Source organism: Ectopseudomonas toyotomiensis (assembly GCF_900115695.1).
GTDB lineage: Bacteria > Pseudomonadota > Gammaproteobacteria > Pseudomonadales > Pseudomonadaceae > Aquipseudomonas > Aquipseudomonas toyotomiensis.
Genome location: NZ_FOXK01000006.1, coordinates 153238 through 172488, shown reverse-complemented (window position 1 = coordinate 172488; position 19251 = coordinate 153238). Strand labels below are relative to the sequence as shown.

At 63.2% G+C, this 19251-nt stretch carries 19 protein-coding genes; 9 read left to right on the top strand and 10 right to left on the bottom strand.

What is annotated here, in order from left to right; genetic code table 11:
* Positions 1–51 precede the first annotated feature (51 nt).
* Both BM186_RS13895 and BM186_RS13890 read left to right on the top strand, forming a co-directional pair.
* Positions 52–396, top strand: a complete 345-nt coding sequence (locus BM186_RS13895) for a ribonuclease E inhibitor RraB (protein ID WP_074916002.1) — start codon at positions 52–54, stop codon at positions 394–396.
* Positions 397–518: 122 nt separating this feature from the next.
* Positions 519–1226, top strand: coding sequence for a type 1 glutamine amidotransferase (locus BM186_RS13890; protein ID WP_074916000.1), 708 nt, complete (start codon positions 519–521; stop codon positions 1224–1226).
* A gap of 40 nt (positions 1227–1266) precedes the next feature.
* On the opposite strand, the gene BM186_RS13885 is transcribed toward BM186_RS13890, so the two are convergent.
* From BM186_RS13885 to acnA, 7 genes are all read right to left on the bottom strand, one after another.
* Positions 1267–1803, bottom strand: coding sequence for a DinB family protein (locus tag BM186_RS13885; RefSeq protein WP_074915999.1), 537 nt, complete (start codon positions 1801–1803; stop codon positions 1267–1269).
* Positions 1804–1826: 23 nt separating this feature from the next.
* The gene (locus BM186_RS13880) at positions 1827–2528 is read right to left on the bottom strand and encodes an SDR family oxidoreductase (protein ID WP_074915997.1); all 702 of its coding nucleotides are present in this window, start codon (positions 2526–2528) and stop codon (positions 1827–1829) included.
* Positions 2529–2782: 254 nt separating this feature from the next.
* Positions 2783–3145: a VOC family protein gene (locus BM186_RS13875; protein ID WP_074915995.1), complete on the bottom strand. Its 363-nt coding sequence runs from the start codon at positions 3143–3145 to the stop codon at positions 2783–2785.
* A 29-nt stretch (positions 3146–3174) separates the two neighbouring features.
* A complete protein-coding gene (locus BM186_RS13870) occupies positions 3175–3411 on the bottom strand; it encodes a helix-hairpin-helix domain-containing protein (protein ID WP_074915994.1) in 237 nt (78 codons plus the stop codon).
* Positions 3412–3486: 75 nt separating this feature from the next.
* Complete coding sequence (locus BM186_RS13865) at positions 3487–4062, bottom strand: hypothetical protein (protein WP_072425608.1); 576 nt, start codon at positions 4060–4062, stop codon at positions 3487–3489.
* Between the two features lie 289 nt (positions 4063–4351).
* Positions 4352–5917: a methyl-accepting chemotaxis protein gene (locus tag BM186_RS13860; RefSeq protein ID WP_072425607.1), complete on the bottom strand. Its 1566-nt coding sequence runs from the start codon at positions 5915–5917 to the stop codon at positions 4352–4354.
* 177 nt (positions 5918–6094) lie between these two features.
* Entirely contained in the window at positions 6095–8836 is a 2742-nt protein-coding gene (gene acnA, locus BM186_RS13855; RefSeq protein WP_074915992.1) for an aconitate hydratase AcnA, read from the bottom strand.
* A gap of 256 nt (positions 8837–9092) precedes the next feature.
* Between acnA and rlmM the strand changes: the two genes are divergently transcribed.
* Both rlmM and tusA read left to right on the top strand, forming a co-directional pair.
* A complete protein-coding gene (gene rlmM, locus BM186_RS13850) occupies positions 9093–10148 on the top strand; it encodes a 23S rRNA (cytidine(2498)-2'-O)-methyltransferase RlmM (RefSeq protein WP_074915990.1) in 1056 nt (351 codons plus the stop codon).
* A gap of 89 nt (positions 10149–10237) precedes the next feature.
* Positions 10238–10489 carry a sulfurtransferase TusA gene (tusA, locus tag BM186_RS13845; RefSeq protein ID WP_003460892.1) on the top strand — a complete coding sequence of 84 codons (252 nt, stop codon included), beginning with the start codon at positions 10238–10240 and terminating at the stop codon, positions 10487–10489.
* A gap of 85 nt (positions 10490–10574) precedes the next feature.
* On the opposite strand, the gene BM186_RS13840 is transcribed toward tusA, so the two are convergent.
* Positions 10575–11633, bottom strand: a complete 1059-nt coding sequence (locus BM186_RS13840) for a DUF3080 domain-containing protein (RefSeq protein WP_074915988.1) — start codon at positions 11631–11633, stop codon at positions 10575–10577.
* A 39-nt stretch (positions 11634–11672) separates the two neighbouring features.
* Positions 11673–13046 carry an MATE family efflux transporter gene (locus BM186_RS13835; protein WP_074915986.1) on the bottom strand — a complete coding sequence of 458 codons (1374 nt, stop codon included), beginning with the start codon at positions 13044–13046 and terminating at the stop codon, positions 11673–11675.
* 150 nt (positions 13047–13196) lie between these two features.
* Here BM186_RS13835 and pdxB point away from each other — a divergent pair, with 150 nt between their 5' ends.
* From pdxB to BM186_RS13820, 3 genes are all read left to right on the top strand, one after another.
* Positions 13197–14327, top strand: coding sequence for a 4-phosphoerythronate dehydrogenase PdxB (gene pdxB / locus BM186_RS13830; protein ID WP_074915984.1), 1131 nt, complete (start codon positions 13197–13199; stop codon positions 14325–14327).
* A gap of 181 nt (positions 14328–14508) precedes the next feature.
* Entirely contained in the window at positions 14509–14994 is a 486-nt protein-coding gene (locus tag BM186_RS13825) for a glutathione peroxidase (protein ID WP_072425601.1), read from the top strand.
* Complete coding sequence (locus BM186_RS13820) at positions 14991–15449, top strand: MarR family winged helix-turn-helix transcriptional regulator (RefSeq protein WP_074915982.1); 459 nt, start codon at positions 14991–14993, stop codon at positions 15447–15449. The genes BM186_RS13825 and BM186_RS13820 overlap by 4 nt, the downstream gene beginning before the upstream one ends.
* Here the strand turns inward: BM186_RS13820 and BM186_RS13815 are convergent.
* Positions 15439–17760 carry a response regulator gene (locus BM186_RS13815; RefSeq protein WP_074915980.1) on the bottom strand — a complete coding sequence of 774 codons (2322 nt, stop codon included), beginning with the start codon at positions 17758–17760 and terminating at the stop codon, positions 15439–15441. The two genes, BM186_RS13820 and BM186_RS13815, sit on opposite strands and share 11 nt — an antisense overlap.
* A 110-nt stretch (positions 17761–17870) precedes the next feature.
* Here BM186_RS13815 and BM186_RS13810 point away from each other — a divergent pair, with 110 nt between their 5' ends.
* Entirely contained in the window at positions 17871–18761 is an 891-nt protein-coding gene (locus tag BM186_RS13810; RefSeq protein ID WP_021490590.1) for an ATP-binding protein, read from the top strand.
* Positions 18758–19240 (top strand): GAF domain-containing protein, encoded by a 483-nt coding sequence (locus BM186_RS13805; RefSeq protein WP_059391514.1) that lies wholly within the window; start codon positions 18758–18760, stop codon positions 19238–19240. Before BM186_RS13810 ends, BM186_RS13805 begins: the two co-directional genes overlap by 4 nt.
* Positions 19241–19251 lie beyond the last annotated feature (11 nt).

Here is a 19251-nt window from a genome sequence, read left to right as displayed (position 1 = left end):
GTCGCATTGGGAAAGCGGTTAATCCATCCATAGCCTGAGAGGGGGTCGTTTATGAGCACAGCCTTCCACGAAGACTCCAGCACCTCGGTGCTGCGTCGGATGAAAGAAGGGGGATTCGACTTCGCCCAGTTTCACCCGATCGAGTTCTACGCCATCTTTCCCGACGAAGAACGGGCCAGAATGGCAGCCAGAAACTTTCGCGGCGAGTCGCTCAACGCTCAGATATCCGCCCGTGAGGACGGCATCTGGCACCTGCAAATCAGCAAAGTGATGTACGCCACCTATGCCGGTATCGGCGAGTTCGAACATGACCTGGAGTCCATCGTCGTCCCGCTGGGCGGCAAGATGGATGGTTGGGGCGTTACCCAGGAGGTGAAAGCGTCAGCCATGCGTTAGAGGTGAATGCAGCGGTATTCGCCAGTACAGACCATCGGCCGGCTGTCCGGCCGATGGCTTCAACTCCCAGCCCACCTCGACTTGCCCATCCTTCTCGCGCAGACTGCGCGACGGAGGTAGCTATGGCCGATGTTCTGATCCTGACTCATATCGATTATTGCCCGCCAGCCCATCTGGCGCAGGTGCTGCAGGCGCGTGACTGCAGTTTCGACGTGCTGCGCGTCGACCTGGGTGAACTGCACGGTTACGACCTGGAGCGGCCCAAGGCGGCCGCCGTGATGGGCGGGCCGATGAGCGTCAATGACCCGTTGCCCTGGATCGCCGATGAAGTGGCAGCGTTGCAGTGCTTTATCGCGCGTGACATTCCCATCATCGGCCACTGCCTGGGCGGCCAACTGCTGGCCAAGGCACTGGGCGCCACCATCCACCGCATGCCCTACACCGAAGCGGGTTGGCAGCGCATGCAGCGCCGATCAGAAGCAGCCGATAGCCCCTGGCTGGCGCATTTGCCTGCAGCGTTCGGCATTTTTCAGTGGCATGGCGACACCTTCTCGCTACCTGAAGGTGCTCAACCCCTGCTGAGCAGCCGCTGGTGCGACAATCAGGCCTTCGCCTGGGGTGACAAGGTGCTGGCGCTGCAGGGCCACCCGGAGATGACCGAAGATCTGATCGCGCTCTGGCTAGACGACTGGGCGCACCTGCTCGATGCCAGCCATCCCAGCCAGCAGAGCATCGCCGAGATGCGTGACGACCTGAGTGGGAAGGTCAGGGCATTGAACCAGGTTGCCGAAGGTTTCTACGCACACTGGCTGAAACTGGCTGGCCTTTGAGCCTGGAGAGGGCGAGGTGTGATCGGCACTTGGCCGCAGCTCAAGGCTCGTCAGGGATCAACGCCAGCAGATCGGTCACACCCACATCCACGCCCGCCTGGGTTAGTAGCGTCGTTGCCTGCCCGCGGTGATGCGTCTGGTGGTTGAACAGGTGCATCAGCAGGGCGAAGAAGTGCTTTTGCGCGGCCGCACCCTTCATGTTGCGGTAGCTCAGCGGCTGATCCAGCTGCTCTTCGCCCATCTCGGCGGCCAGGGCTTCGATGCAACTGTCCAGCTGTTTACGCAGTGCGGCCAGCTCGCGTATATCCGCACCCATCAGTTGATCCAGGCGTGTCGGCATTTCCAGCTCTGCGAGCGTTTGCAATGCCTGAAAGTTCGCCGGGTGCGCGGTGTAGCGCCCCAGCCAGATACGGTCGGCCACCAGCAGATGATTGAGCGTGCCGAGGATCGAGCCGAAGAACGCGCCGCGCTCGGTGCTCAACGCCTCGTCGGACAAGCTGGAAGCGGCTGTGTAGAGCCGTTCGTTCATCCAGCTGTTGTAGCGTGCCATCAGGCGGATATGGTCGGTTCTCTGCATGGCCAATACCTGTTCTTGTCCTTTCAGAAACGCTCGTCGGCAATGGCCGGTAGCACCAGCTCACGCACGTAACTGGCATCGGACAGGTTCAGTAGCGTTCGCACCAGAGCGACGACATCGTGCAGTGGAATCAGCTGACCTTCACCATTTTGCGCCGCCTGCTCCACTGGCGTTTGTAAGCCATCCTGGGTATTGAGGTAGCCCAGTTGCAGGCAGGTGACGGCCAGACGCTGATCGCGAAAACCTTCGCGCAGGGTCTCGGCGATGCCTTTGAGGGCGAACTTGCTGGCGCCGAAGGTGACTTCCGGGCGGCCACTTTGCGGCAGGGCCGAGGTGGAACCGGTGAGGATCAGTTGCGGCTTGGCGCCGCCGAGCAGGCGCGGTAGCAGGCGTTTGAGCAGCAGCAAGGTCGCGCCGATATTGACGCTGACCATCTCGAGAATCTGCGCGTCGTCGTCCTGCAGAAAACTGTAGTCATCCTCGAACGCGCGAGTTTCCCAGATCCCCAGGTTGTAGATGATCGCGTCCAGGCGCTGAGGCGACTGTGCTTCGATGGCGTCCACGGCCCGCAGCGGATCACTCATATCCGCCTCGATCCACTGTATGTCCGTGGCCAGATCGGCCGGGCGGCTGCGTGAAATCCCGATCAGCTCGTGGCTTGGCGCCAAACCCTCTACCAGCGCACGGCCGAGACCTCGGCTGGCGCCGATCACCATGATGCGCATCCTGTACCTCCTTGATTCATGCAGGGTTCTTCCATGGCTCAGGCGAGAGTGATGCTCGCCCGAGAGAGGAAAGACTGGGACGTTAATGGCGGAGTTGGCAGTGGGTCAAACGGGATATGCTGCGCCAGCACTCATTGTGTGAGGGGTTGCCCTCAGCGTCACTCTCGCTTGGGCGGGAGCCCGGAGAGCCGTTCTGGATTCCCGCCCGCGCGGGAACGACGGTTGCAGCAGGGGTTACGGATTCCGGGGACGGACTATCGACCGTCCGGCTGCGACCATACGGCAAACTCGTTGCCACCCGGTTCGACGAAGTGAAAGCGTCTGCCGCCGGGGAAGGCAAAGATCGGTTTGACGATTTCCCCACCGGCACCCTCGATCTTGGCCTGGGTGGCTTCCAGCTGTGCGCTGTAGAACACGATCAACGCGCTGCCGTTATCGCTGCGCGCGGACATCTCGGCACTGAAGAAACCGCCATCCAGGCCTTCGTCGGCGAAGGCGGCGTAATCGGAACCGTAGTCAGTGAACCGCCAGCCGAAAGCGGCATGGAAGAAGGCCTTGGTGGCCGGTAGATCGCGGGTGGGGTATTCGACGTAGTTGATCTTCTCGTGGGCAGGCATACCGGACTCCTTGGTAATGAAGGTGGTGCTTACTGACACGATTTGGCCAGATCGATGGCCGCCTGAATAGCCGCGCGTGCTTGCGGGCTGTTCTTCCAGCAGGTGGAGCCCAACTGACCGGTTACTGCGGTGACGATATCGCTGACACTGGCTTGGGCCAGCTCCTGCAAGGAGTTTATGCCGATCTGTTCGAGTCGCTGCACAACGGTAGGGCCTACGCCTTTAACTTTTAGAAGGGCTTGGTGTTCTTCTGTTGGGAAGGGCATAGGGGTTGTTACCGCGCTTTGGTTGAGGGGCGGGCTTTAGCCCGTCCCAGTGAGCGAAGCGAACGATTTGAGCCACTAGTTAGGTGGCGCATTACTACTTGCTTCATTTAAGGCTTGAGTGAATGCACTTCCAAAACTGCTAACTTGGTGATTTAGAGTCGAGGCGGCGTATTGTGCAAACTCTTCGAGTACCTGCATAGGGTCTGCATTTGAAATGTCGGGATTTGAACTTGCATTTTGCAGTGCCTTAAATGCCGCTATAGATAGGAATTTTTTCGAATCTTCAGTTGTGACATCAGCAGATAAGTTGTGTGCAAGGCGATTTCTGATTTTGTTCAAGTGACGTATTCCAGTGACTATGTCACTGATCAGATGATCGTTTGGGTCTAGAAGATCCATTTTCTGTGAGAACGAAATTCTGACTTTGTTTAGGTCGGCAAGCCGTGGATTGGCATTTTTTAAATATTCTGTTAGGTAATGCTCGACATATAAATGAGCTCGAAGTATTCGGCCGATGGAGACGGTATCTTGCTCCCATCGATTTTTCATGTCGTTGAACTCACAATCAATTTTCCGGCGTGCTTCCTCGGGTCCTCCCAATAACTCAATGGTTCTTTTTGCCAAAAGTTCAGTGTTCGGCAATTTTTGCATTGTGATACCTAACTATAAATAGACACCAAATGGTGCATAACCTGCGTGTGGCTTTGGTGGATAACCTTCCTGGTCATTTTCAAGATCCTTCTCTAGCTCGCGGGAGGTAGCGAGGCGATGGGGTGATTGGCAGGTTATACACCATGTCGGATAACTGCTGGCAAGTGGCAATTACGCGAAAGCGGGGGCGGTTGGAAAGGGCGTAGGGAAGATCGCGAGCAAGCTCGCTCCTACAAAAGCAGGGCGGGGAGGAGAGGAGGCGCAGCGGTGAGCCGCTGCGCCTTCTGTTTCAGCGGTTGAAGCGTTCGACCAGGGCGTATTGGCCCTGCGCGGTATTGGTCAGGGCCTCGCTTAGTTTGGCGGTGCTTTGCGCTTCGCCGGCGGTCTGGTCGGCCAGTTGGGCGATGGTGGTGATGTTCTGGTTGATCTCGTCGGCCACTGCGCTTTGCTCTTCCGCCGCCGCGGCGATCTGGTTGGCCATATCGGCGATATTGGCCACCGAGTCGCTGATGCCGGACAGCGCCTGATCGGCCTGCAGCACGCGCTCGACGCCTTCGTCGGCTTGCTTGCGGCCGATTTCCATGGTCAGCACGGCCTCTTCGGCGGTGCGCTGCAGTTTGGCGATCAGGGCGTGGATCTGTTCGGTGGACTCGGCGGTGCGTTGTGCCAGTGAGCGAACCTCGTCGGCCACCACGGCAAAGCCGCGGCCCATTTCGCCGGCGCGGGCAGCCTCGATGGCGGCGTTGAGGGCGAGCAGGTTGGTCTGGTCGGCGATGCCCTTGATCACGTCGACCACGCCGCCGATTTCGCTGCTGTCCTGGGCCAGGCGAGTCACGGTTTCGCCGGTATCGCCCACCGATTGCGACAGGCGCTGGATGGCTTCGCGGGTTTCAGCGGCGATGGTGCGGCCTTCGCTGGTCAGGCGGTTGGCTTCCTGGGTGGCGATGGCGGTGCGGGCGACGTTGCTCGCCACTTCCAGAGTAGTGGCGGCCATTTCGTTGACGGCGGTGGCGACCTGCTCGGTCTCGCTGCGCTGGCGCTCGAGGCCGGCCGAGCTGTTGTGCGCCAGCTTGTCAGCTTCACGCGCTTGCAGGGTCAGTTGTTCGGCGGTGTCCTGCAGGCGGGTGAGGCAGGTTTTCAGGCGCGCTTCCTGGCTGAGCATGGCCATTTCCAGGCGTGCTTCGGCGCCACGGCTGTCGGTGTACATCTGCGCGATCAGCGGGTCGGAGGTGGTTTGCTCGGCAAGGCGCAGCAGGCGTTTGACGCCGCGCGTCTGCCAGGCGATGCCAGCCAGACCCAGCGGCACGGAGAGCACGGCAGCGAGGATGAAGCCCCAGTTGCTGCCCATCCAGTGGCCGATCATGAAGCCGATCTGGCTGACCAGGATGAAGGGCATCCACGCCTGGACGATGGGCAGCCACTGATTGCTGGCCGGAACGGCCGACTTGCCGGCGTTGATGCGGGCGTACAGCGTTTCGGCGCGGCGTACTTGCTCGGCGGTCGGTTTGACGCGGACGGATTCGTAACCGACGACCTGGTTGTTTTCGGTCACGGGCGTGACGTAGGCGTTGACCCAGTAGTGGTCACCGTTCTTGCTGCGGTTCTTGACGATGCCCATCCACGGGCGGCCCTTCTTCAGGGTCGTCCACATATGCTCGAACACGGCCGATGGAACGTCCGGGTGGCGCACGATGTTGTGTGGCGCGCGCATCAGTTCTTCACGACTGAAGCCGCTGATGTCGATGAAGGCGTCGTTGCAGTAGGTGATTTGCCCTTTGAGATCGGTGGTGGATATCAGGCGTTGTTGTGCAGGAAAGGTGCGCTCACGCTGAGTGACCGGCTGGTTGTTACGCATGGCAGGTATCCGTCGTTGTAATGCCCTGTCATCGGCCGGCGAGCGGCGAAGTTGAGGGCTGAATCCGTTTTTGGCGAGTTTAATCGCTTTTTGAATGGCGTCACATTTTTGTCACGGCATGAGCCGTCCTTGGCCCGACGGTGAGGCCCTGCCGCATGGCGCGGCAGGGCAGGTGCATCAGTTGGCGATCATCTGGCGCAGCACGTAGTGCAGGATGCCGCCGACCTTGAAGTACTCGACCTCGTTGAGGGTGTCGATGCGGCACAGCACTTCGACTTCCTCATGCGTGCCGTCTTCGCGGGTGATGATCAGCGTCAGTGGCATCTGCGGGCGCAGTTCCACGCCTTCCAGGCCTTCGATGGCCAGCACTTCCTTGCCGGTGAGTTTCAGGCTGTTGCGGTCGGTACCGGGTTTGAACTGCAGCGGCAGCACGCCCATGCCCACCAGGTTGGAACGGTGGATACGCTCGAAGCTTTCGGCGATCACCGCCTTGACTCCCAGCAGGTTGGTGCCCTTGGCCGCCCAGTCGCGGCTGGAGCCGGTGCCGTACTCCTTGCCGGCGATGATCAGCAGCGGAGTGCCTTCGGTCTGGTAGCGCATGGCTGCATCGTAGATCGCCAGCTTCTCGCCACTGGGCACGTGCAGGGTGTTGCCGCCTTCCTCGCCGCCGAGCATCTCATTGCGAATGCGGATATTGGCGAAGGTGCCGCGCATCATCACTTCGTGGTTGCCCCGGCGCGAGCCGTAGGAGTTGAAGTCGGCCTTGTCCACGCCGTTATCGCGCAGATAGCGCCCGGCCGGGCTGTCGGCCTTGATGTTGCCGGCCGGCGAGATGTGGTCGGTGGTCACCGAGTCGCCGAGCAGGGCGAGGATGCGCGCCTCGCGGATATCGGTGATACGTGGTGGGTCGCCAGCGATGTCCTCGAAGAACGGCGGGTGCTGGATGTAGGTGGAGTCGCCCTGCCAGGCGTAGGTGTCGGCCTTGGGCACGTCGATGGCCTGCCATTTCTCGTCGCCGGCGAAGACCTCGGCGTATTCCTTGCGGAACATGGCGGTATCGACCTGGGCGATGGCCTGAGTGATCTCGGCCTGGGTCGGCCAGATGTCCTTGAGGTAGACCGGCTGACCATCCTTGCCGGTGCCGAGGGCGTCGCGGGTCAGGTCGAGGCGCACGCTCCCGGCCAGGGCGTAGGCGACCACCAGGGGTGGTGAGGCCAGCCAGTTGGTTTTCACCAGCGGGTGCACGCGGCCCTCGAAGTTGCGGTTGCCGGAAAGCACCGAGGCGACGGTCAGGTCGGCCTGGGTGATGGCTTTCTCGATGGGCTCGCGCAGCGGCCCGGAGTTGCCGATGCAGGTGGTGCAGCCGTAGCCCACCAGGTCGAAGCCGAGCTTCTCCAGATAGTGCGTCAGGCCGGCGGCATTGAAGTACTCGGTGACCACCTTGGAACCGGGGGCCAGCGAGCTCTTCACCCAGGGCTGGCGTTGCAGGCCTTTTTCCACGGCTTTCTTGGCCAGTAGGCCGGCGGCCATCATCACGCTGGGGTTGGAGGTGTTGGTGCAGGAGGTGATGGCGGCGATCACCACGGCGCCGTCTTTCAGGCGATGGGTATGGCCGTCGTCCTCATAGTCGATTTCGCCGCTTTGCTTGTCGCCGCCGACGGCGGTACCGCCGCCGCCTTCGCTGAGCATACGACCTTCTTCCTTGGCGCTCGGCTTGAGCTGCAGACCGACGAAGTCGTCGAAGGCCTGGCTGACCTGGCCCAGCGAGACGCGGTCCTGCGGGCGCTTGGGCCCGGCCAGGCTGGCTTCGACGCTGCCCAGGTCCAGGCTCAGGCTGTCGGTGAACAGCGGCTCGGCGCCTGGCTCGCGCCATAGCCCCTGGGCCTTGCTGTAGGCCTCGACCAGCTGCACGGTGGCATCCGGGCGGCCGGATAGACGCAGGTAGCCGAGGGTGATCTCGTCCACCGGGAAGAAGCCGCAGGTGGCGCCGTACTCGGGGGCCATGTTGGCGATGGTGGCGCGGTCGGCCAGCGGCAGGTCGGCCAGGCCGTCGCCATAGAACTCGACGAATTTGCCCACCACGCCCTTCTTGCGCAGCATCTGGGTGACGGTGAGCACCAGGTCGGTGGCGGTGATGCCTTCTTTCAGCTTGCCGCTGAGCTTGAAGCCAATCACTTCGGGAATCAGCATCGACACCGGCTGGCCGAGCATGGCCGCTTCCGCCTCGATGCCGCCGACGCCCCAGCCGAGCACGCCGAGGCCGTTGATCATGGTGGTGTGCGAGTCGGTGCCGACCAGGGTGTCGGGGTAGGCGAGGGTGACGCCGTCTTCCTCCTTGGTCCACACGGTGCGCGCCAGGTACTCGAGGTTGACCTGGTGGCAGATGCCGGTGCCCGGCGGCACCACGCTGAAGTTGTCGAAGGCGTGCTGGCCCCAGCGCAGGAAGGCGTAGCGCTCGCCGTTGCGCTGCATTTCCAGCTCGACGTTGTCGTGGAAGGCGCTGGAGGAGGCGTAGCGGTCGACCATCACCGAGTGGTCGATGACCAGGTCCACCGGCGACAGCGGGTTGATCCGCTGCGGGTCGCCGCCGGCCTTGGCCATGGCGTCGCGCATGGCAGCCAGGTCGACCACCGCGGGCACGCCGGTGAAGTCCTGCATCAGCACGCGCGCTGGGCGGTACTGGATCTCGCGGTCGGAGGCGCGCTGGTCGAGCCAGTCGACCATGGCTTGCAGATCCTGCGGCTGCACGGTCTGGCCGTCTTCGTTGCGCAGCAGGTTTTCCAGCAGGACCTTGAGCGACTTGGGCAAGCGGTCGATGTTGCCGAGGCGCTGGGCGGCCTCGGGCAGGCTGAAGTAGTGGTAGGTGGCGTCGCCGACTTTCAGTTCGCGGCGGCAGTTCAGGCTATCGAGGGAGGGCATTGCACATCTCCTTGGGCCCGCACGGTTCGGGCTGTGTCTGATGGCGGCAGACCTTCAAGCTAGTTCGGCTTGAGCAGTCTGGCTAGCGCATATCCTTTATCGGTTGCTATGCGCTGCCTGTCCTGGGGAGCCGGAGGTCATCGAAACGCGATGGCTGGCGGCTCCCTATCTGTGGGCAGCGCATATGTAGCTGGACAGGTTTAGCGGCTCTGGGTTCCGGTCTCGGGTATCATGCGCGCCTCGAGGAGATCCTTTGATGAATACCCTGTTTCTGCATTGCCGCCCCGGTTTCGAAGGGGAGGTTTGCGCCGAGATCAGCGACCTCGCCGCACGCCTGGATGTACCGGGCTACTCCAGGACCAAGCCTGGCAGCGCGTGTGCCGAGTTCGTCTACAGCGAGGCGGCCGATGGCGAGCGCATGATGCGTAGTGTGCGCTTCAACAGCCTGATTTTCCCCAGGCAATGGGCACGCGGTGGTTTCGTCATGTTGCCGGAGAGCGATCGCATCAGTGTGCTGCTCGACGCTCTGGCGGACTATCCGGTGTGCGGCAGCCTGTGGCTGGAAGTGGTGGATACCAACGACGGCAAGGAGCTCTCGACCTTCTGCAAGAAGTTCGAGGCGCCGCTGCGCAAGGCCTTGCTCAAGGCCGGCAAGCTGGTGGACGACGCGAAGAAGCCGCGCCTGCTGCTGACCTTCAAGAGCGGCCGTGAGGTATTCGCCGGTATCGCCGAGGCGGACAACCAGGCGATGTGGCCGATGGGCATTCCGCGTCTGAAGTTTCCGCGCGAGGCGCCGAGCCGCTCCACGCTCAAGCTGGAGGAGGCCTGGCACCATTTCATCCCGCGCGAGCAGTGGGATCAGCGCCTGGCGCCGGGGATGACCGCCGTTGACCTGGGCGCTGCGCCGGGCGGCTGGACCTGGCAACTGGTCAATCGGGAAATCCGCGTCACCGCCGTGGACAACGGGCCAATGGCCGAAAGCCTGATGTACTCGGGGTTCGTCGTGCATCAGCGCGCCGATGGCTTCACCTTCCGTCCACGGCATCCGGTGCACTGGATGGTCTGCGACATCGTCGAGAAGCCGGCACGCACGGCGGCGATGATCGAAACCTGGCTGGGCGAAGGGCTTTGTCGCGAGGCGGTGGTCAATCTCAAGCTGCCGATGAAGCAGCGTTACGCCGAAGTGCGGCGCCTGCTCGATCGCATCGAGTCCGGGCTGGCCGAGCGCGGTCTGAAGGTCAGCATCGGTTGCAAGCAGCTGTATCACGACCGTGAGGAAGTGACCTGTCATCTGCGTCGGCATGGCAAGTGATGATCTGCGCGCAGGTCTCAGGATTGTGCGGGCAGGTGACCTGAAGGTCAGCTTTGCGCGACAATGCGCGCCTGTTTGTGGAGCCCCTTATGTCCGAAGCCCTGACCCTCAATCACGATGACCTGCTCGACGCCAGCGGCCTGAATTGCCCGGAACCGGTGATGATGCTGCACAACAAGGTGCGCGACCTGTCGCCGGGCGGCCTGCTCAAGGTGATCGCTACCGATCCGTCGACCCGTCGTGATATTCCCAAGTTCTGCGTGTTTCTTGGCCACGAGCTGCTCGGTCAGGCCGAGGAAGACGGCACCTACCTGTACTGGATTCGCAAGAAGGCCGACTAGACAGTTATCTCGTAGGGCGGGTGCAACCCGCCAAATAGCGGATGTTGTTGGTCGCGATGGCGGGTTACACCCGCCCTACGGTTTGCTAGCTTTCGCTGTGCCATCCCGCCTGTCCCGGCGCCAGGCCGCAGCTGTTTAGCAAAGCCTGCCAGGCTTTGACGTGACGCGCCGTGGCTGTGCGGAAATCCTGCCATAACGAATCCTGTTCGCCGGCCAGTCTCTGCAGGTGCTCGCGGGTAGTGGTGGGAATACCGTCGATGCGCTGCAATTGCAGCAGCGCCGCCTGCCACTGCTGGCCGCGTTGGTCGACCTGTGCCAGGTAGGGTTGCAGGCCGCCAGCGTAGAACTTGATGAAGATGTTCTGCAGGATGCGCCCGCGTGGCGTCGCCTGGCCCAGCGGGCAGAGTGGGCGATTGCGCTGGCGTTGCTCCAGCAGTTCGCTGCCAGCGTCGAGGGTGTGGCGCAGGCTGGCCAGGCTGGTAATCAACTGGCCGCCTTGCTCGCTGGCGTAGAGGGCGAAGAACTGCGGTTCCAGCTCACTGGCGCTCGGTGGTAGTTGCGCGGGCAGGGCGGCGCCGATGCTGGCCAGCCGCTGCAATGCGTCCAGCGCGGCGCTGTCTTCCAGCGTGTCCACCGGCAAGGCTTTATCAGCGAAACGCAGGTAGTTCTCGAACTCCGGACTGCCGTTCAGCGCATTCCAGAATACTGCAGGCAGTTGCTGGCGCTTGTCGTCGGCCAGGCGTTGCAGGGTGGCCTTCAGGCTGGAGTCGTCCTGCAGATGGGGCAGGCAGTCGTCGATGGCGCGTAGCAGATCGCCTTCGTAGCCCAGACGCTGGCTGAGCATCAACTGTTTGCCCAGGCTGCTGTTGCGTTGGCTGATCAACTGCTGCAGGTGCGGACAGCGCCGCGCGTCGATCACCAGATCGAGCAGGCCGATGCGCAGTTCGGGGATATCCGAAAGCCGCTCGCGCCGGGCTGGCAGGCGGTACTGACTGATGCTGCGCTGATCGAGCGAGCTGGCATTCGGAGCATCGAGCGAGCGCTGCAGGCGTTCGAGGTAATCGCTCTGCAGGGCCAGGCCATCGTTGGCCGGGCCGCAGCCGGCGAGCAGAAGGAAGCAGAGGAGCAGGGCAGGTCGAATCATGCGCTCAGTCTAGAGCTGATTTCCTGCCTATCCAATGACTCAGACGGCCCGGCGGATGCGCTTGCGCGCGCTGCGCGCCAGGCGCACGGTGAGCATCGCGGCGGCGCAGGTCAGCCCCACCACCAGCCCCTGCCACAGGCCACTGGGGCCGCTGGGTTCGCCGAACAGGTCGGACAGCCCCAGCGCATAACCCACCGGCAGGCCGATGCCCCAATAGGCGAACAGCGTCAGCAACATGGTGATGCGCGTGTCCTGGTAGCCACGCAGCGCGCCGGCCGCCGTCACCTGGATGGCATCGGAGAACTGGAACAGCGCCGAATAGACGATCAGCGTTGCCGCCACGGCGATCACTGTCTTGTCCGGGGTGTAGATCTGCGCGATCTGCTCACGCAGCAGGAACATCAGGCTGGCCGATACGCAGGCGTAGCCCAGCGCCGCGGCCATGCTTACCCCGGCAGCGAAGCGCGCCTCGCGTGGCTGACCACGGCCCAGCGCCTGGCCGACGCGCACGGTGGCGGCCATGGCCAATGAGTAGGGAATCATGAATACCATGGAGCTGAAGTTGAGCGCGATCTGGTGCCCGGCCACCACGGTGGCGCCGAGGCCGCCGATCAGCAGGGCGATCACCGCGAAGATGCTCGATTCGGCAAATACCGCGATACCGATTGGCACGCCGATGCTCAGCAGGCGTTTGATCACTGTCCACTGCGGCCATTCGAAGCGGGTGAACAGCGCGCTGGCACGGTAGTAGGGCGCCCACTTCACCCAGACCAGCATGCCGATCAGCATGAAGCCCATCACCAGCGCGGTCGCCCAGCCGCAGCCAACGCCACCCATGGCCGGCAGGCCGAATTTGCCGTAGATGAAGATGTAGTTGGCAGGAATGTTCAGCAGCAGACCGAGAATGCCCAGCACCATGGCCGGGCGGGTATGGCCGAGGCCATCGCTGAAGCAGCGCAGCACGTGGTACAGCGCCACTGCCGGGAAGCCGCAGGCCACCGCGCGCAGATAACCCATGGCGGGGGTGATCAGCTCTGGCTCGATGTTCATGGTGCGCAGGATGAACTCGGCGTTCCACAGCAGCGCCGCCGCGCTGCCGCCCACGGCCAGTGCCAGCCAGAGTGCCTGACGCACCAGCGGGCCGATATCGGCCTCTTCGCCAGCGCCGAAGCGCTGCGCCACCTTGGGCGTGGTAGCCAGCAGGATGCCGGTCATCAGCAGGAAAACCGGCACCCAGATCGAGTTGCCCAGCGCCACCGCTGCCAGGTCCTGCGGGCTGACGCGCCCGGCCATCAGCGTATCGACGAAGCCCATGGCGGTGTGCGCCAACTGGGCGATGATGATCGGCGTGGCCAGAATGAGCAGGCTGCGCAGTTCCGTGCGCACGCGGCCAAGGCGGGTGTCGGTGGACATTTCGATTCTTCGGGATAGCAGGAAACCGCGTAGTCTACGCTTTGACGTGTCGGTCAGGAAAGGACGATCTGATGCCCTGTCTGGCGGCTTGTGGGGCGACGCTGAGGTGTCGGCTAACTTAGAATGGTGACCTGCCCGATGGAGCCTCTCATGCACATAGTCGCCGACGAAAACATTCCCTTGCTCGATGAGTTCTTCGCTGCGTTCGGCAGCATCCGCCGCTTGCCCGGGCGCGCCATCACGGCGGCCGATGTGCGTGATGCCGATCTGCTGCTGGTGCGCTCGGTGACGCAGGTGAACCGCGCCTTGCTCGAAGGCAGCCGGGTACGTTTCGTCGGTACCTGCACCATCGGCACCGATCATCTGGATCTCGATTACTTCGCCGAGGCCGGCATCGCCTGGAGCAGCGCGCCGGGCTGCAACGCCCGTGGCGTGGTGGATTACGTGCTGGGCAGCGTGCTGACCCTGGCCGAGCGTGAGGGTGTGGATCCGGCTGTGCGTGTCTATGGCGTGGTCGGGGCGGGGCAGGTTGGTGGGCGTCTGGTCAATCTGCTGCGTGGTCTCGGCTGGCAGGTACGGGTGTGCGATCCGCCGCGCCAAGCTGCCGAGGGCGGCGATTTCGTCAGCCTGGAGCGGATCGTCGAAGAATGCGACGTGATCAGCCTGCACACGCCGCTGGACGCTTCGACCCGTCACCTGTTCGATGCGGCGCGTCTGGATGCACTCAGGCCTGGCACCTGGCTGATCAATGCCAGTCGCGGTGCTGTGGTGGACAACACCGCGCTGCGCAACCTGTTGCCACAGCGGCTTGATCTGAAGGCCGTGCTGGACGTCTGGGAAGGCGAGCCGCAGGCCGATGTCGAGCTGGCCGCGCTGTGCCAACTGGCCACGCCGCACATTGCCGGCTACAGCCTGGACGGCAAGCTGCGCGGCACGGCGCAGATTTACCAGGCCAGCTGTCAGGCGCTGGGCGTGGCCGAGCAGGTGAGCCTGACCGATCTGTTGCCGGCGCCCTGGTTGAGTGAGCTGAGCATCGACGGCAGCGCCGATCCTGCCTGGGCGCTGGCCAGCATTTGCCGCGCGGTCTATGACCCGCGCCGGGACGATGCGGATTTTCGCCGCAGCCTGGTTGGCGATGCCGATACCCGTCGCGCCGGCTTCGACCGCCTGCGCAAGCATTACCCCATGCGCCGCGAGATCGATGGCTTGCGCGTACGTATTCAGGGCGATTCAGCGCCGCTGGCTGCTCTGGTGCGAGCCCTGGGCGCCACCGTTTCGTAGATACAAGGGTGGGTTAGCCGCCTGTCACGCTTGCAGAACAGTTTGCTAAGCCCGGTGCGGCGTAACCCACCTTACGGATAGCGCGATATCTGCACGACTTATTGGGTGCCAATTAAATTGCATGCAATTTAATTGCTCGCTACTTTGTTCGTCACTTCAAGCCCATTCAGGACAATTTCCCATGAGCAACGCACTTTTCGATATTCCGGTCACCACCATCAAGGGCGAGCAGAAGACCCTGGCTGACTTCGGCGGTAAGGCCGTGCTGGTGGTCAACACCGCCAGCAAATGTGGCTTCACCCCGCAGTACAAAGGGCTGGAAAGCGTCTGGCAGCAATACAAGGACAAAGGGCTGGTAGTGCTCGGTTTCCCCTGCAATCAGTTCGGCAAGCAGGAGCCGGGTGACGAGGGAGCGATCTCCGAGTTCTGCGAGCTGAACTTCGGCGTCAGCTTCCCGCTGTTCAAGAAGGTCGACGTCAACGGCGCCGATGCCCATCCGCTGTTCGTCCAGTTGAAGAAGCGCGCGCCGGGCCTGCTGGGCAGCCAGGGCATCAAGTGGAACTTCACCAAGTTTCTGATTGGCGACGACGGCAAGGTGGTCAAGCGCTTCGCCCCGACCACCAAGCCCGAAGAACTGAGCAGCGAGATCGAAGCCCTGCTGAAATGAGTGCTTTCGATACCGCCGGGCTGCAGCTGGACAACCAGCTGTGCTTCAAGCTTTACGCTGCCTCGCGTGCGGTGATCCGCGCCTACAAACCGATGCTCGACGCCCTCGGCCTGACCTACCCGCAGTATCTGGCGATGCTGGTGCTGTGGGAATGGCAGGAGCGGGCGCCCGAGCAGCCGACGCTCAAGGCGCTCGGGCAACGCCTGCAGCTCGATTCCGGCACCCTGACGCCGCTGCTCAAGCGTCTGGAGCAGATGGACCTGGTGCAGCGTCGTCGCGCGCAGACGGATGAACGCGAGGTGCATCTGGCCCTGAGCGAGGCTGGCAGGGCGCTGCAGGCGCAGGTCCTGCCGCTCAAGGCGCAGTTGCTCTGCCAGTTCGGTGATCAGGATCTGCTGGAGATGGAAGGGCTGCGGCGCAGCCTGGATCGGCTACTGGCTCGGCTCAGCGATTGACCTCATCGGGCAGCCAGGTGTCGAGCATGACAGCCAGTTCTTCACGGCGGAAGGGTTTGGCCAGGTAGTCGTTCATGCCGGCGGCGCGGCAGCGCTCGCGCTCGTCGGACAGCGCATTGGCGGTCAGGGCGACGATGGGCAACTCCGGCCAGCGGCCATTGCTGCGGATGCGTCGGCTGGCTTCGTAGCCATCCATCACCGGCATGTTGCAGTCCATCAGGATCAGATCGATTGGCTCTTGCTCCAGCACCTCCAATGCTTCAGCGCCGTGCGCGGCGACCAGCACCTGGTAGCCGAGCTTGGCCAGCATGCCTTTGGCGACCATCTGGTTGACCGGGTTGTCTTCGACCAGCAGCACGCGCGCTGTGCTTTCTCGCGCAGCTTGCGTCTGGGCGCTGTTGTGCAGGTCGCCGTCGTCGCTGTGGAGAATGTGCCGCAGCATCTGTAACAGGCCATTGCGCGCCAGCGGGCGGGCGATCTGCAGCAGCGGCATGAGACGCTGCGCTTGCTCGTGCGGCAGGAAGTTGCCATAGGCGGTGACCAGCAGTATCGGCGTGCTGATCGTCGGGCGAATACCCAGCAGGCATTCCGGGCAATCGCTGATCAGCAGGTCGGCATCCACGCCGTGCAGGCTGGCATCGGTATCCAGGCGCTGATAACCCAGGCCCCAGGTTGGCAGCCACTGGCTGAGCATCTGCTGCAGGCCGCTACTGGCCGGTGTCATGGCCACGATGCGGCCTTGTAGTGAGGGTTGGGAGCTGGCTTGCGCATGGGCCGGCAGCGGCAGTTGCGCGCAGAACTCGCTGCCGAAGCCTTCTTTCGACTGCAGGGTCAGCTTGCCATGCATCGCTTCGCACAGGCGCCGCGTCAGCGCCAGGCCGAGCCCGGTGCCGCCGTACTCACGGGTGATGCCGACTTCGGCCTGGGCGAAGGGCTGGAAGATGCGCGCCTGGGCATCTTCGGCGATGCCGATACCAGTATCGCGCACGCGGATGCTGATGCCGTCCTTACCGCAGGCGACGATCAGGTCGACACGGCCGAAACGGGTGAATTTGAGCGCGTTGGACAGCAGGTTGCTGACGATCTGGCGCACCCGTGTCGGGTCGCCCAGCACATGGGTCGGCAGTGCCGGGTCGATCAGGCAGGTCAGCTCGACTGCGCTGGCGGCGTTCTGTGACAGCAGGCTGGCGGTATCCTCTGCCATGGCGCCGAGGTCGAAGGGAATTTCCTCCAGTTCGAGCTGGCCTGCTTCGAATTTGGACAGGTCGAGAATGTCGTTGAGCAACTCCACCAGCACCTTGCCGGAGTCATGGGCGATGCCCAGCTGCTGGCGCTGCTCGGCGCTGAGCGGGCCGTCCAGGGCCAACGCGAGCATGCCCAGCAGGCCGTTGAGCGGCGTACGGATCTCGTGGCTCATGTTGGCCAGAAAGGCCGAGCGCGCCTGCGCCATGTTCAGGGCGGTGGTACGCGCCACCTCCAGTTCGCGGTTGGACTGGCTGAGGCGGGCGTTGGTGGCCTTGAGCTCGGCGGTGCGCGCCGAGACGATGTTTTCCAGTTCATTCAGGTACTGGGTCAGGCGGTCTTCGGCGTTACGCCTTTGTTCGATCTCCTGGGCGATGCTCGACAGCTGGCGGTTGGTGACCTCCACCAGGGTGCCGATCTCGTCGCGCTCGTGGCCCTTGGGGCAGGGCACGGGGCGGTGCTGCGGGTCTTGCGGGTTACGTTCGCTGAGTGCACGAATCACCCCGGTCAGGGGCTTGGTCAGCATGAAATAGAACAGCACCAGCAGGATCAGTGACAGCAGCAGGCTGCGCGCGAAGCCGGTGAGCAGAGTCAGCAGCGAGCGTCTGAGAAAGTGACTGCCGAAGGCGTAGGTGTCGACTTCCAGGCGTAGAAAGCCCAGGGCTTCGTTGGGGGCATGGCTGACGTGGAGTGGGTCCTGGAACTGCCGTTGGGCCCCGAACAGGCTGTCGCTGAAGACCCGGTAGCGGCTTTCCCGGCGTGGGCGGCTGACGCTGGCCAGCACCAGGCCGTTGTTGTCGATGAGTTCGGCGCGGGTCACCGCGGGCGAGCGCAGCAGGCCGAGGACCAGCTCCTGCGCCAGTTCCGCGTCGATGTTGTAGGCGATACGGGCGGCGGGGTTGTGGCTGATTTCCAGCAGCGCGCGAATCTCGCGGTTGATGGAGGCCTCTTCGCTGGCATAATCGACCGCCACCTGGGTGACGCTCAGCAGCGTACCAAGGATAAACGCCACCAGGACGGTCAGGCCGGCCTGTTTGAACGACAGGCGATTGGTGAGCGAAATGTCCATAAATGCGTGCGTGGTCTCTGATCCTTGGGCGCCTGCCAAGCATAGCTGATAGCGACCCCATACCGGCAGAGCCTGCAACGTGCGGCTCTGCGCAAAAGGAGTAGTAGATCGTGGATTCCCGGTTACTGGATTTTCTTGCCCGCGCCGAGCAGGTGCTGGAGCGCATCGAACCCCTGTTGCCTGCACTACGTCCGGAGGTGGACTGGAGCAAGTGCGTGGCGGCACGCTGGGTGCGTGATGGCCGCAGCGGCTACCTGTTGCCGCTGGATGTCAGCCTCGACCTGTCGCTGAGCGATCTGTTGGGTGTGGACGCCCAGCGCGAGCAACTGGCGCGTAACACCCGTCAGTTCGTCAGCGGCATGCCGGCCAACCATGCCTTGCTCTGGGGCGCGCGTGGCACTGGCAAGTCTTCGCTGGTGCGTGCCCTGCTCGCCGAGCACGCCAAGGCCGGCCTGCGCCTGATCGAGATCGAGCGCGATCATCTGGCCGACCTGCCGCGCGTGGTCGAGCTGCTGGCCGGCTTGCCGCAACGCTTCGTGCTGTTCTGCGACGACCTGTCGTTCGAAGCGGGCGAGGGTGACTACCGGGTACTCAAGAGCGTGCTCGACGGCTCGTTGGAGCAGGCGCCGGACAACGTGCTGCTGTACGCCACCTCCAACCGTCGCCATCTGGTGCCCGAGCATCAGAGCGATAACGAGAACTGGAAGCGGGTCGACGGCGAGCTGCACCCCAACGAGGCGGTGGAGGACAAGATCGCGCTGTCCGACCGTTTTGGCCTGTGGCTGTCGTTCTATCCCTTCAGCCAGGATCATTTCCTGCTCGTCGTGCGTCACTGGGTAGAGGTGCAGGCGCGTCAGGTCGGGCTCGACTGGAGCTGGGACGAGGCGCTGGAGAAAGCCGCCATTCGCTGGGCGCTGGGTCGCGGTAACCGCAATGGCCGCTGCGCCTATCAATTCGCCCGCCACTGGGTCGGGCTGCAACTGCTGGAGCAACAGGCATGATCGATCTTTCTCAGGCTGGTGGTGATCTCAACGGTTACCCGCTGCTGAGTGCACAATTGCAGGCATTGCTTAGCGGCGAGCGCGACTTCATCGCCAATGCTGCGCAGTTTTCCGCCTTCCTGTTTCACGAGCTGGCCGATCTGAACTGGGCCGGCTTCTATCTGGTGAAGGATGGCGAGCTGGTGCTCGGCCCATTCCAGGGCAAGGTGGCCTGCGTGCGCATCGCCTTCGGTCGTGGCGTCTGCGGCGCGGCGGCGGCCAGCCTGCAAACGCAGCGGGTCGAGGATGTGCATGCCTTCCCGGGGCATATTGCCTGCGATAGTGCATCGAACAGTGAGCTGGTGGTGCCTCTGGTCAAGGAGGGGCGCCTGATCGGCGTGCTGGATCTGGACAGCCCGTCGGTGGGGCGGTTCACCGAGGTGGATCAGGCCGGTATCGAAGCGCTGGCAGCGATATTCCTGGCCGCCAGCGACTGCTGAGTACGCCTTTG